We start from the raw sequence: 13,499 nt of genomic DNA, 5'->3' as shown, positions 1-13,499 counted from the left end.
GGAGCATCGGCCGATCCCGGGCCTGCGCGTGGAACCGTCCAGGCCGTTGTACTGGCGGTCAGCCAGAGGCGTATTCTGATGCTTTGCAGCAACGACTGAATACGTTGTTGTTATTGGCCCCCCACCCGCCGGCAGGGGTAAAACGGGGAATCCCCGTGTTGCGGCGCAGGAAGGCTATTCCGTACGCGTTCCTTAACATGGCGATTCATATCATTTGTAACTTCTCTGTCGAAGGTGCAGTACGCAATGACGGTTGCCGCTGAATTCAAGATCGAATACCTGCAGTACCTGGACACGGACGGCACGCTCGTCCGTGACGACCTGCCCGCGTCGCTGCGCGACCCCAAGGTCCTGGTACCGCTGTTCAAGCAGATGCTGTTCGTACGCACGTTCGACAGCAAATCCATCGCGCTGCAGCGCACCGGCAAGCTGGGCACCTATGCCGCCTGCCTGGGCCATGAAGCCGCGCACGTGGGTATCGGCGCGGCGATGCAGAAGGACGACGTGTTCGCGCCTTCGTACCGCGAGTATGGCGCGATGTTCATGCGTGGCGTGCGCCCGCACGACGTGCTGATGTACTGGGGCGGCGACGAACGCGGCAACGATTACGGCGGCAACGCGGCCAAGGACTTCCCGTTCTGCGTGCCGATCTCCACCCAGTGCCTGCATGCCGCCGGTGCCGCGCTGAAGTTCAAGCTCAACAAGGAACCGCAGATCGCGGTGGCGGTGTGCGGCGACGGTGGCAGCTCCAAGACCGACTTCTACGCGGCACTGAATTCGGCCGGCGCCTACAAGCTGCCGCTGATCCTGTGCATCGTCAACAACGGCTGGGCCATCTCGGTCCCGCGCTCGGCCCAGACCGGTGCCGAAACGCTGGCGCAGAAGGGCTTGGCCGGCGGCCTGCACTGCCTGCAGGTGGATGGCAATGACCTGATCGCCGTGCTGGCGGCGATGGAGCAGGCACGCGAGCGTGCGCTGGCCGGCGACGGTGGCACCGTGCTGGAACTGATGACCTACCGCCTGTCCGACCACACCACCGCCGATGACGCGCGCCGCTACCGCGACGACGCCGAGGTGAAGGATGCCTGGCAGCGCGAGCCGATGCTGCGCCTGCGCAAGTACCTGATCAACGCCGGTGTGTGGAGCGAAGAAGAGGAAACCGCCTGGGTTGCCGAGTGCGGCACGCGCGTGGACGAGGAAGTGAACCTGTACCTCAACACGCCGGTGCAGCCGGTCGAGGCGATGTTCGACTTCCTGTATGCCGATCCGCCGCCGGACCTGCTGGCCCAGCGTGCCCAGGCGATCGCCCTGGAGAAGCGCCATGGATGAGATCAAGAACGGCGCGCCCGGCGCGCACACCAACGCCGCCGACAGCGCTGCGGTCGCGCGCGGAGAAGAGAGCATGACCACCACCCCGATCACCCTCATCGAAGCCATCACCCAGGCGCTGGCCTGGGAGCTGGAACACGACCCGTCGGTGCTGGTGCTGGGCGAAGACGTGGGCGTCAACGGCGGCGTGTTCCGTGCCACTGCCGGTCTGCAGCAGCGCTTCGGCTCGGACCGCATCCTCGACACCCCGCTGGATGAAACCACCATCGCCGGCCTGACGATTGGTCTTGCTGCGCAGGGCATGAAGCCGGTGGCAGAAGCCCAGTTCGATGGCTTCATGTACCCGATGGTCGACCATATCGTCTGCCACGCCGCACGCCTGCGTTACCGTACCCGTGGCCGCCTGCACTGCCCGATGGTGCTGCGCGTGCCGTGGGGCGGTGGCATCCGCGCGCCGGAACACCACAGCGAAGCCAACGAGGCGATCTTCACCAACGTGCCGGGCCTGCGCGTGGTGCTGCCGTCGTCGCCGCAGCGTGCGTACGGCCTCCTGCTGGCCGCGATCCGCGAGCCGGATCCGGTGATCTACATGGAGCCCAAGCGCATCTACCGCCAGTACAAGGAAGTGGTCGTCAACGACGGCGAAGCCTTGCCGCTGGACGTCTGCTTCGTGCTGCGCGACGGCACCGACGTGACCCTGGTGACCTGGGGTGCGCAGGTGAAGGAAGCGCTGGAAGCGGCCGACAAGCTGGCCGGCGAAGGCATCAGTGCCGAAGTCATCGACGTGGCCACGCTGCGTCCGCTGGACTTCGCCACCATCGCCGAATCGGTGGCCAAGACTGGCCGCTGCGTGATCGTGCAGGAGGCCCCGAAAACCGCGGGCTTCGGCGCCGAGATCGCCGCGCGCCTGGCCGAGGAATCGATCTACGACCTGCTGGCCCCGGTCGAGCGCGTCACTGGCTACGACACCCACATTCCGCTGTTCCGCCTGGAAATGAAGTACCTGCCGAGCGTTGAGCGGATCGTGGCTGCGGCCAAGCGCGCGGTGGCGGCCGGCTGACATGCGGGCCCGCCTTCTGGGGGCTTACCGCAGCCAGTATCCCAACCCGCTGCGGTTCCACACCGGCCAGATCGTCGAAGTAGGTGTGCGTGACGAGGAATGGCCGGCGTTTGCCTGGGTACGCACCAACGATGGGCGCGCTGGCTGGGCGCCCATCGCCTGGTTGCAGCTGCTGGACGAGGGTCGCGCCGAAGCGCTGTGCGACTACGACGCCCGCGAGCTGGATGTGGAAAGCGGCGAGATGGTGAAGCTTCATCACGAACACGGTGGGTGGTGGTGGTCCGAGCGCGCCAATGGCGCGACGGGCTGGCTGCCGGCCCGCGAACTGGAACTGCTGGAAGAGAACTGCAAATGAGCCAGACCAAGAACTTCAACCTGCCCGACCTGGGCGAAGGCCTGCCGGACGCGACCATCGTCGAGTGGTTCGTCAAGGAAGGCGATGTGATCAAGCTGGACGAGCCGCTGGTGTCGATGGAGACCGCCAAGGCCGTGGTGGAAGTGCCCTCGCCGTTCTCCGGCAAGGTGCTGAAGCTGTCCGGCGGCGCCGGCGACATCATCCCGACCGGCTCGGTGCTGGCCAGCTTCGAACTGGACCCGAACCTGCCGCAGCGCGCCGATGGCCAGGACACCGGCCACAGCCATGGCCACGCCGCACCGGCCGCGCCGGCTGCCGCACCGACCCCGCCGCCGCTGCCGGCTGCGGCCGCACCGGTGGTCGCGGAAGAAGCCAAGCCTGCCGCGACCGAGCGTGACGATGCCGGTACCGTGGTTGGCGCCATGCAGAGCTCCAATGCCGTGCATGCCGAACAGGCGCTGGCCGTTGGAGGCGTCAAGGCCGTCCCGGCCGTGCGTGCGATGGCGCGCAAGCTGGGCGTGGACCTGAGCCGCGTGCCTGCCACCGGCACCGATGGCGCGGTGACCATGGCCGACGTCAAGCAGGCCGCCGCCAACGGCACCGCCAAGCTCGGCGCCGCTCCGGCACCGGTCGCTGCCGCCGCGTATGCCGCGCCGGCCCCGGCGCAGGTGTCTGCCCCGGTGCAGAGCGAAGCGCGCACCCCGCTGTCTGCCGCCGGCAAGCCGATGCGCACCCAGCCGCCGGGCGTGGTCGCCAAGGGCCAGCCGGAACCGCTGAAGGGCGTGCGCCGCAACATGGCCCGCGTGATGGCCGACGCGCACAGCAAGGTCGTGCCGACCACGCTGAACGACGACGCCGACATCCACGCCTGGCTGCCGGGCAACGACGTCACCGCCCGCCTGGTTCGCGCCATCGTCGTTGCCGCACAGAAGGTGCCGGCCATGAACGCCTGGTTCGACGGTGAAGCGCTGACCCGCACCCTGCACGCCCAGGTGGACATCGGCATCGCCGTGGACACCGACGACGGCCTGTTCGTGCCGGCCCTGCGCAATGCCGACATGCTCGATGCACGCGGCATCCGCGAAGGCGTCAATCGCCTGCGCGAGCAGGTGGAATCGCGTTCGATCGCCGCCTCGGAACTGAGCGGCTACACCATCTCGCTGTCCAACTTCGGCATGTTCGCCGGCCGCTACGCGACCCCGGTCGTGGTGCCGCCGTGCGTGGCCATCGTCGGTGCCGGCCGTGCCCGCCACCAGATGACCCCGGTGATGGGCGGCGTGGAAGCGCACAAGGTAATCCCGCTGTCGGTCACCTTCGACCACCGCGCGGCTACCGGTGGTGAAGCCGCCCGCTTCCTGCGCGCGATGATGGACGACCTGGCGCTGGCCAGCTGATCGGCATCTGATCGGTGGGTGCCAACCTTGGTTGGCACATGACTTAGAGAAGACGCCGGGCATTGCCCGGCGTTTTTTGTGCCTGCTCCGTCGCGCTCCATCCACGCATGGCGTGGATCTACACAATGCGGGCGATCAATCGCGCGCGACCAAGCCCTCGGCACGGCTGTAGACCCGCAGGCGGTGGCCATCAGGATCTGCCCCAACGAAAGTGTGGCCGAACTCCAGCGTCACCGGCGCCTGCAGGATCTCCACACCAAGAGCGCGCCACGCATCGTGCATCTGCTGCACAGCCTCCGGGTTGGCCACCACCATCGCCAGTTCGGCGGCGCCGGCCTGCGCGGACACCGGCGGCTGCACGCCGTCGCGCTGCCACAGGCCCAGTGCAGCGCCATCGCCGAGCAGGAACAGGGCAAAGCCGGGCGACTGCTCGACCGGCGGCTTGCCGAGGATGCCGCTGTAGAAAGTGGCGCTGGTGGCGACGTCGCGCACGTACTGCAGCAGGGTGCTGGGCTTGAACATGGGGAGGCTCCGTTGTTGGGAGCAATCATGGTGGTACGGGCCTGCTGACAGATTCTGTCAGCAGATTCGTCTATCGGTAGAGTCGACTGTCAGTCGACTGCTCTTCCTTCAGCCTGCTTGCCCCCCCCCCCCGCTGCGCGCGATAGTCGACTAACAGTCGACTCTACCCCCCGCCCGCTTCCCGCTGTTGCTGTGGTTATGAGCGGTCCAACCAGTCCGGTGCGATGCCCTGTGCCTTCTGCCACCGCCGCAGCAGGGTGGCGCGTGGCACGAGGTAGTGATCCTCCAGCACACGCACCTGGCGGATGCGGTCCAGCCGGAAATGACGGAAATCCTCGCGGCGCTCACACCACGCCGCCAGCATCGGCACTTCATCGAAGTAGCCCAGCGCGAACGGCCAGACGGTGCGCTCGGTACGCTGGCCCTGCGCGTCCTCGTAGCCGAACTTCAGGCGCTGCTGCGCGCTGACTGCTTCACGCATAACCTGCAGACGTGCGGCGGGCACCTTGGTTCCCATGCGCGAAGGGCCCACGCGCAGGCCGCTATCACGCAAGGCTTCCCGGCGCGCGGCTGGCAGCACATGCGCGATACGCGCCAGGGCATCACGTGCGGCCTCGGCCAGCGCAGGCTCGGTGCGGGCCGCGACCCAGCGCAGGCCCAGCACCAGCGCGTCGATCTCGGCCGGTGGCAGGGTCATCGGCGGCAGGGTATCGCTGGGTGCCAGCTGGTAGCCGACGCCGGCCTCGCCACGCAGGTCGGCGCCCTGCTCGCGCAGGGTCTCGATATCGCGGTATAGCGTGCGCAGGCTGATGCCCAGCGCTTCGGCCAGCGCCTGCCCGGCCACCGGCCGTCGATGACGGCGCAGCAGCTGCAGCAGCTGGGTCAGGCGCAGCGCTCGCGACATCAGCCGACCAGCGTGCGCGACGCCACCACGTGCTCGCCCGGCTGCGGGGCCAGCGCAGCCTCGACCAGCGCCCTGGCAATTTCGCTGGCCGGGTTGATCCGCCATGCCCGTGGCAACACCGGCCCCAGTGCACCCAGCACCGTCAGTGCCAGGCGTTCGCCGCGGCGAACCTCGTTGCGCTCGCCACCGATCAGTCCTGGGCGGACCAGGGTCAACGAATTGAAGCCCAGCGCACGCAGATCACGCTCCAGCTCGCCCTTCACCCGGCTGTAGAAGATCGACGACTGTGGGTTGGCGCCGGCTGCGGAATTCAGCACATAGGTCTGCGCCCCCTGTGCTTTTGCCAGGCGTGCGAACGCCAGCGGGTAGTCATGATCGATGCGATGGAAGGCCTCGCGGCTGCCGGCCTGGGCCATGGTGCTGCCCAGCGCGCAGATGATCGCGTCCACGCGCGCCCACTCGGGCGAAGTAGGCAACGCGTCGAATGCCAGTACCGGGTTCTCCAGCTTCCCGTGAGTCAACGCCAGCGGGCGGCGGGTCGGGGCAACCACGGCGCTGCAGCGCGGGTCGTCCAGCAGCCTGCGCAGGGTCAGCCCGCCGACCAGGCCGGTCGCCCCCAGCAACATCACGCGAATCACCACCTCCACTGCGGCATCCTGTCGCCCATCCTAGCCGTTCAAGCCGTCGGCGGCCGCGCCGATATGCTGGAACCAGTCCCTGCCAGCCCCCAGGATTCGCTCCATGACGGACCAGCCCGACCACCGCCCTGCCCCCGGTACCGCCCTTGGACCGCCGGCACGCGTGCGCGCGGTGGTGGACGATGGGCTGGGTGACCGCGTGGTGCTGCAGGGCGGCGGTGGCGTGGCCCTGCAGCAGCTGTTCGCAGGCGCCGACGCGCCGGAACCGCTGCTGGCGGCGTTCGCCAACGGCATGGCCACCCTGCCGGGCGAGCTGGGCGACATGGGCGACCGCCTGCAGTCCGCACAGGCCAGCGCCGATTGGCCGCGCTATGGGCGTGCGATGCGGCAGCTGATCGACAAGTACATCCGCACCATCGAGCAGCATTCGCCGGACGGGCAGCCGGAAAGCCTGCGCCTGTCCGAGCAGCTGCGGCTGCTGCTGGGCGGTGCGGTGGTGGCCCTGCTGCAGCACGACCCGGACCTGCGCGAGCAAGCGCAGGCGCTGGCCCTGCGCCTGCGCCAGTGGCAGCCGGGTACCGCACTGGAGCCGATCGAACAAGGAGTGCGCGAACTCGGCCACCAGGTCGGTGTGCGTGCCGAGAGCTGGCAGGAGCAGCAGGCGCTGCTGCTGGAGCTGTTCGCGTTGCTGCTGGAGAACGTGAGCGAGCTGCTGGATGACCGCAGCTGGCTGCAGGGCCAGATCGCGGCAGTGCGCCAGTTGCTGGACGGTCCGTTGGAAGCCGAAGCGGTCGAGCGCACCCGCGCCGAGTTGCGCGAAGTGATCTACAAGCAGGGCCTGCTGCGCCAGGGCATTGATGATTCGAAGGCCGCGATGCGCGGACTGATGGGCGAGTTCATCGAACGCATGGATGGCATGGCCACCAGCACCGGTGAATACCACGACCGCATCGGCAGCTACGCCCTGCAGCTGCGCGAGGCACGCAGCATCGCCGACCTCAACCAGCTGCTGCAGGAGGTGATGCGCGATACCGGCAAGGTGCAGCAGCAGGCCGCGCAGGCCCGCGATCACCTGGCCAGCGCGCGGCAGGAAGTGGAACGCGCAGAGCAGCGCATTGCCGAGCTGGAGCAGGAACTGCGTGCTGCCGGTGACCTGGCGCGTATCGATCCGCTGACCCAGGCACTGAATCGCCGCGGCCTGGACGAACTGCTGCAGCGTGAACTGGCGCGTGCCATGCGCAACAACTCGCCGCTGGGCGTGGCGGTGATCGATCTGGATGATTTCCACCTGACCAACGACGCGCATGGGCATGCCGGCGGCGATGCGCTGTTGCAGCACCTGGTGGCCGTGTGCAAGCTGCTGCTGCGCGCCACCGACGGCATCGCGCGGCTGGGCGGCGATGAATTCGTACTGGTGCTGCCGGAAACCCAGGGCGCCGACAGCATGGCCACCGTGCAGCGCCTGCAACGTTCACTGGCGCACCGCGTGCTGACCGTGCAGGACCGGCGCGTGCCGGTGCATTTCAGCGCCGGGCTGGCGCAATGGCAACCCGGTGACGATACCGAGACACTGCTGCGCCGCGCCGATGACGCGCTGTATGCGGCCAAGCGGCAAGGCAAGAACCGGGTGCAGGCGGGCTGATGATCCAGCGTGCAGACGCTGTAGCGCCCGAGCCCATGCTCGGGCGGCGGCGCGCAGCGCCGTAGAGCAGCCGAGCGTGGGCTCGGCTCTACAGATCATTTCCCGCGCAGCTTCTGGAACCCGGTCACCGCTGCCAGCACGATGGCGCCGGCGATGATGCCGACCACCATGTTGCCCACCGCGCTCACCAGCCAGCCCCACTGCCCCTCGCCGCCCAGCGCCTGCACCGCGTGGTGCAGCGCCGGCACGTTGTGCACCAGGATGCCGCCACCGACCAGGAACATGGCGATGGTGCCAGCCACCGACAGAAACTTCATCAGCCACGGCGCCGAGGCCACCAGGCCGCGACCGAAGGCGGCCAAAGCCCCACCCTTGCGCGACAGGTACAGGCCGACGTCATCAAGCTTCACGATGCCCGCCACCAGCCCATAGACGAACACCGTCATCGCCAGTGCAACCACGGCCAGCGTGACCACCTGGTTGGTGAACGATGCGGTGGCGACCACCCCCAGGGTCAGCACGATGATCTCGGCCGAGAGGATGAAATCGGTGCGGATCGCGCCCTTCACCTTGTCCTTCTCCCACGCCACCATGTCCACCTGCGTATCGGCCAGCGCCTTGCGCCGTTCGGCCTGATGCTCGGCGTCGTCCTCAGCTGAGTGCAGGAAGCGGTGCGCCAGCTTCTCCACGCCTTCAAAACAGAGGAAGGCACCACCGATCATCATCAGCGGCACGATCAGCGGCACGTTCCAGCCGCGGCTGCGCAGCCAGGCCTCCAGGGCGCTGATCGCCAGTGCTGCCGGTACCAGGATCACCTTGTTGACCAGCGAGCCCTTGGCCACCGCCCACACCACCGGCAGTTCACGGTTGGCGTTGACTCCGGTCACCTGCTGCGCGTTCAGCGCCAGGTCGTCGCCCAGCACGCCGGCGGTTTTCTTCGCCGCGACCTTGGTCAGGACCGAGACATCGTCGAGGAGGGTGGCGATATCGTCGAGCAGGGCGAACAGGCTGGCACCGGCCATGGGAAGTCCAGAGAGGGAATGAGCGGATTCTGACCGATCCGGTGTGGACTGCGGAAGACGTCGGATTCACCGCGTGCCCACCGCCCCCCGGCGACACTGCGGAATCCGGACATTGCCGGCCCGTGGCCGGCGCTACCTGTCTTCGTCGCATGGGAGTTCCGCTTGAGCAATCCGCCCACCGCCAATGGCAATCCTCCGCTGGTCAAAGGCATGAACCGGCGCAGCCAGATCCTGCGCCTGCTGATGCGCTATCGCCATTCAGGGGTGTTCTCGGGCATGAACCTGGATGCCGCGGGCAATCCGGCCGACGTACCGGCAGATGGCAACCCGGAACAGTTCGTCAGTGATCTGGAAGCGCTGGGGCCAACCTTCGTCAAGCTGGGCCAGATGCTGTCCACGCGCCCGGATATGGTGCCGGTAGAGTTCGCCACGGCGCTGGAGCGCATGCAGGAAAAGGTAGCGCCGATTCCCGTCGAGCGCATCCACGCCATCATCGAGCAGGAGCTGGGCGTAGGGGTGAACAAACTGTTTGCCGCGTTCGACCCCGAGCCGCTGGGCTGCGCATCGATCGCGCAGGTGCATCGGGCCGTGCTGCACGACGGACGCCAGGTGGCGGTGAAGGTGCAGAAGCCTGAAGTGGCCGCACAACTTCGCTCGGACCTGGAGGCGCTGCGCAGCTTCGCGCTGGCCGCCGACCACCTGACCCAGGTGGGCCGCCGCGTGCGCCTGCGCGACTGGCTCAACGAGTTCGCAAAGACCCTGATGCAGGAGCTGGACTACCACGCCGAGGCCGAGAACCTGGCCCGTTTCGGCCGACACCTGAAGCCGTTCCGCCGCCTGTGGATTCCGCAGCCGCTGTGGGACTACAGCAGCCAGCGCGTGCTGACCATGGAACTGGCCACCGGCGTGCGCGTGGATGCGATTCCCGATGTGCGCCGTACCGAACAATCGATGGACCCGCTGGCGGCGGCGCTGATCCGCGGCTACCTGGACCAGATCTTCGTGCACGGCGAGATCCACGCCGACCCGCACCCCGGCAACCTGCGGGTGATGCCCGATGGACGGCTGGCGATCTTCGACCTGGGCATGGTTGCGCACATGCCGCCGCGCCTGCGCGAGCGCTTGCTGAAGATCCTGTTCGCAGCGGTCGATGGCCGTGGCGAGGAAGTGGCTGACGACCTGATCAGCATCAGCACGCGGCTGGAGGCGTTCGACGAGGAACGTTATCTGCGCGAGACCGGCCAGTTGATCGCGCGTTACGCCGCCAGCGGCACGTTCTCCGAAGGCCGCGTGGTGCTGGACATGGTGCGCATCGCCACCGCCTGCGGACTGCGCACGCCGCCGGAACTGAGCCTGCTGGGCAAGGCACTGCTCAACCTGGAAACCGTATGCCGCTTGCTGGCACCCGAACTGGATACCCGCCGCATCGTCGAGCGCCAGCTGCAGCATGTGATGCGTGCGCGCCTGAAAAAATCACTGTCCGCAGCCAACATCGCCAGCGAGGCGATGGAGCTGCAGCAGCTGCTGCGTGATGGGCCGCGCAAGCTGTCGGACATCATGGCGCTGCTGGCCGAGAACCGCCTGCAGATGAAGGTCACCGGCCTGGAAGAATCGCGGCTGATGGAGAACCTGCAGAAGATCGCCAACCGCGTGGCGGCCGGCATCATCAGCGCGGCATTGATCATGGCCGCCGCGATGATGATGAAGATCGACACCGGCTGGCACCTGTTCGGCTATCCGCTCATCGCCCTGATTCTGTTGTTCATCGGCGTGGTGCTCGGCCTTGGCATCGTAACCAGTGCATTGCTGTTCGACCGTCGTGCGCGGGCACGCGAAGAACGCGGGCATCGCTAGCGAATCGGGGAAAAACACGTATTCATGCGGTTTTTAATGTAATCCAACGAAGCCTTTCACGCTTGTTTTACCTTCTGAGCGCGATTGCGCGCGCGTCATTTCAACAAACATTTCAGTCAGGTTCGTGCATGCACTATCGGGTCATCGGCCTGTCACATGCATGTGCTTGCGGCAGCGCCGGTCGGATGGACACGCGTCGGTACGACGTCCATCACCACCACCCCGTCACTGCCGAAGCTGCCTATGCTCTGGATACTGCTGCTGTCGTTGTTGCTGCTGTGCTGGTTGTTCCTCGCGTCCGAGAAATGGGTGTGGTGGAAGGCCAGTGCGTTCTCGCTGCTGCTGCTCATGCTCAGCGCATGGTGGCTGATCGACAAGCTGTCCGGTGATGGGCTCAACGCTGCCACCCTGTACCACCTCGGCGCCGACATGGAAGGCGCCGGTGTCTCCGACTTCAAGGGCTACATCGCCGGCTTCATCGTGCTGGCGCTGGTCTCGCTGCTGCCGCTGTTCGCCACGCGGGTGAAGCGCTGGCGCCGGCCCGGCCACGGTGGCGCGCTGTTCGCGGGCTTCGCGGCCGTGTGGGTGGCCACGATCATGATCAGCCCGCTGGCCCGCGACGGCCAACGCCTGTACCAGCAGCTGCGCCCGGTCGACTTCTCCCGCATCGCCCCCGAGTATCAAGTGCCGACGCAGCCCTTGCAGCGCCCACGCAACATCGTCTGGATCTACGGCGAGAGCCTGGAGCGCACCTACCTGGACGAGAACGTGTTCCCGGGCCTGATGCCCAATCTCAACCGCCTGGCCACGAAGTCGCTGGACGTGCGCGGCCTTGCCTCGGCCGAAGGCAGCGGCTGGACCATCGCCGGTCTGGTGTCGTCGATGTGCGGCGTGCCTCTGACCACCTCGCAGGGCGATGAAAACAGCATGGACCGGATGGGTAGCTTCCTGCCCAAGGCAGTGTGCCTGGGCGACTACCTGAAGCAGCAGGGCTATACCAACCATTACCTGGGCGGAGCCAACGGCCAGTTCGCCGGCAAGGGCCAGTTCCTGGCCAGCCACGGTTTTGACGAAGTGCATGACCTCGCCTGGTTCAAGCAGCAGAAAAAGATCGGTCGCATCCACTACTCGGCCTGGGGCGTGCACGACGACGTGCTGCTGGATACCGCCTACCAGCGCTTCGAAGAGCTCTCGCGCGCCGGCTCGCCGTTCATGCTCACCACGCTCACCATGGACACCCACCACCCGGCGGGCCATCTGCCGGTGTCGTGCAAGGGCGAGCGCTACCAGAGCCAGTACGGCAACATCAACATGCTCAACGCGCTCAAATGCAGTGACCGGCTGATCTCGCAGCTGGTCGAACGCATCCAGGCCAGCCCGTACGGCAAGGACACGCTGATCGTGATCGCCTCCGACCACCTGGCGATGCCCAACGATCTGACCCACATCCTGACCCGGCAGAAGCGCGAGAACCTGCTGCTGTTCCTGGGCGATGGCATTGCGCCGCAGCAGCTCAGCGCCGACGCCGGCACCACGCTGGATTCGGGTGCGACTCTGCTCAGCCTGCTGGACCCGAACCTGAAGACGATGGGCTTCGGCCGTTCACTGATCGACCCGCAGCGCGCGCCCAGCGCCAGTGTGGCCGCGCGACGCGACCAGGGCCGCGACTACCCGCAGTATCTGGCGTTCGCCCGTTCGCTGTGGCTGGGTGAACCTACGCGTGAACTGAAGATCGACGGCGACGACCAGGTGGTGGTCGGCCTGCAGCACGTGCAGCCACCGGTGCTGCTCGAGTACGACAAGGACTGGGGTTTGAAGTCGGTCTACCTGGAGAACACCTCGCGCCAGTTCGATGACGCGGATCCGGACAACACGCTGGCCTATGTTGATCGCTGCACCGCGTTCGAGGACGGCTCGGCCGACGGCGACTGGTGTGCGCTGCTGGTCAACCGCGACAACGGCATCAAGCTGTACCGCGACAACGACCTGCGTGCCGGCATCGCCGTGGATGCGCCGCTGGATGCGTTCCAGGGACCGCGACCGAGCGTGCGCCAGGCGCACATGATCACCCAGAAGGGCCGCCGTACCCGTGCCGGCCAGTACATGCTGCAGCTGGTGGCGAGTACGCGCCCGGATCGTGGTTTCTGGATCGAAGCGGTGTCGTCGCAGCGCAAGGTGGTGCTGGCCCAGCAGTGGGTGCAGCCCGATGCCGACGGCAAGATCAACGTGACGTTCGGGCTGGACCACGAAGTGGATGATCTGGAGATCCGCGCGTGGTTGAACCATGCCGAGAAGCTGGCGGTGGATACGTTCGCACTGGTGCCGTCGCGCAGCCGACCGCGAGGGTAGGGTTCTTTGCAGGGCTGCGCCCTGCACCCGCCGAAGCAACGGCCGAAGCAAGAGCAACAGCAACGGCAACAGCGGGCATTCCGTGGTTTGGCGGTGTGGGTCCGGTTGCGGGGGACGCTGCAAGTACGTCCATGTAAGCTCGGTCGCCGCATCCATGCGGCTCACGCCCCCGCAACCGGACCCACACCGCCTTCGACAGTTTGCTGCGGTCTGTTGGACATGCCGATGGGATCAGATCCGTTTTCCGGAGAAAAACGGATCTGATCCCAGATTGATTTCGATATCTGACAGAAATGTCGACCAAGGTCGACACCTACCGACAGCCGCAGGAATCTGTCAGAGGTGGGGCGGTGTCGGAGTGCGGGGTGTCAGCCGCATGGATGCGGCTGCCAAGCCTCCATGGACGGATTCACGGCGTCCCCGCACTCCG

At 66.9% G+C, this 13,499-nt stretch carries 10 protein-coding genes and 1 pseudogene; 7 read left to right on the top strand and 4 right to left on the bottom strand.

The window, feature by feature from the left end:
- Positions 1-246: 246 nt before the first annotated feature.
- From pdhA to AC5P6A_RS09625, 4 genes are read left to right on the top strand one after another with little or no spacing between them, the layout of a single operon-like run.
- Positions 247-1,329 carry a pyruvate dehydrogenase (acetyl-transferring) E1 component subunit alpha gene (gene pdhA / locus AC5P6A_RS09640; RefSeq protein ID WP_049401686.1) on the top strand — a complete coding sequence of 361 codons (1,083 nt, stop codon included), beginning with the start codon at positions 247-249 and terminating at the stop codon, positions 1,327-1,329.
- Entirely contained in the window at positions 1,322-2,389 is a 1,068-nt protein-coding gene (locus AC5P6A_RS09635; protein ID WP_005414714.1) for an alpha-ketoacid dehydrogenase subunit beta, read from the top strand. Before pdhA ends, AC5P6A_RS09635 begins: the two co-directional genes overlap by 8 nt.
- A gap of 1 nt (position 2,390) precedes the next feature.
- Complete coding sequence (locus AC5P6A_RS09630; RefSeq protein ID WP_005411349.1) at positions 2,391-2,744, top strand: SH3 domain-containing protein; 354 nt, start codon at positions 2,391-2,393, stop codon at positions 2,742-2,744.
- On the top strand, positions 2,741-4,138 hold the full coding sequence (locus tag AC5P6A_RS09625; RefSeq protein WP_346715039.1) for a dihydrolipoamide acetyltransferase family protein: 1,398 nt from the start codon (positions 2,741-2,743) through the stop codon (positions 4,136-4,138). The genes AC5P6A_RS09630 and AC5P6A_RS09625 overlap by 4 nt, the downstream gene beginning before the upstream one ends.
- Before the next feature lie 135 nt (positions 4,139-4,273).
- Here AC5P6A_RS09625 and AC5P6A_RS09620 read toward each other — a convergent pair whose 3' ends face one another.
- From AC5P6A_RS09620 to AC5P6A_RS09610, 3 genes are all read right to left on the bottom strand, one after another.
- Positions 4,274-4,660, bottom strand: a complete 387-nt coding sequence (locus AC5P6A_RS09620) for a VOC family protein (protein WP_329842433.1) — start codon at positions 4,658-4,660, stop codon at positions 4,274-4,276.
- 196 nt (positions 4,661-4,856) lie between these two features.
- Positions 4,857-5,564 (bottom strand): helix-turn-helix transcriptional regulator, encoded by a 708-nt coding sequence (locus AC5P6A_RS09615; protein WP_346715038.1) that lies wholly within the window; start codon positions 5,562-5,564, stop codon positions 4,857-4,859.
- Positions 5,564-6,211: a Rossmann-fold NAD(P)-binding domain-containing protein gene (locus AC5P6A_RS09610; protein WP_495222302.1), complete on the bottom strand. Its 648-nt coding sequence runs from the start codon at positions 6,209-6,211 to the stop codon at positions 5,564-5,566. Before AC5P6A_RS09610 ends, AC5P6A_RS09615 begins: the two co-directional genes overlap by 1 nt.
- A gap of 94 nt (positions 6,212-6,305) precedes the next feature.
- Between AC5P6A_RS09610 and AC5P6A_RS09605 the strand changes: the two genes are divergently transcribed.
- Positions 6,306-7,844, top strand: a complete 1,539-nt coding sequence (locus AC5P6A_RS09605; RefSeq protein ID WP_171952547.1) for a GGDEF domain-containing protein — start codon at positions 6,306-6,308, stop codon at positions 7,842-7,844.
- Between the two features lie 95 nt (positions 7,845-7,939).
- Here the strand turns inward: AC5P6A_RS09605 and AC5P6A_RS09600 are convergent, their stop codons facing one another.
- Positions 7,940-8,866, bottom strand: a complete 927-nt coding sequence (locus AC5P6A_RS09600; protein ID WP_134735160.1) for a DUF808 domain-containing protein — start codon at positions 8,864-8,866, stop codon at positions 7,940-7,942.
- Positions 8,867-9,073: 207 nt separating this feature from the next.
- Here AC5P6A_RS09600 and AC5P6A_RS09595 point away from each other — a divergent pair.
- Positions 9,074-10,720, top strand: a pseudogene (locus AC5P6A_RS09595) (ABC1 kinase family protein); the annotation flags it as partial.
- Positions 10,721-10,963: 243 nt separating this feature from the next.
- Positions 10,964-13,069, top strand: a complete 2,106-nt coding sequence (locus tag AC5P6A_RS09590) for a phosphoglycerol transferase I (RefSeq protein ID WP_346715037.1) — start codon at positions 10,964-10,966, stop codon at positions 13,067-13,069.
- Positions 13,070-13,499: the final 430 nt, after the last annotated feature.

The sequence above is a fragment of the Stenotrophomonas sp. YJH_SMC_20 genome (assembly GCF_059367845.1).
Note: the sequence above shows the minus strand (reverse complement) of the source record. Positions and strands in the feature narration are given on the sequence as shown.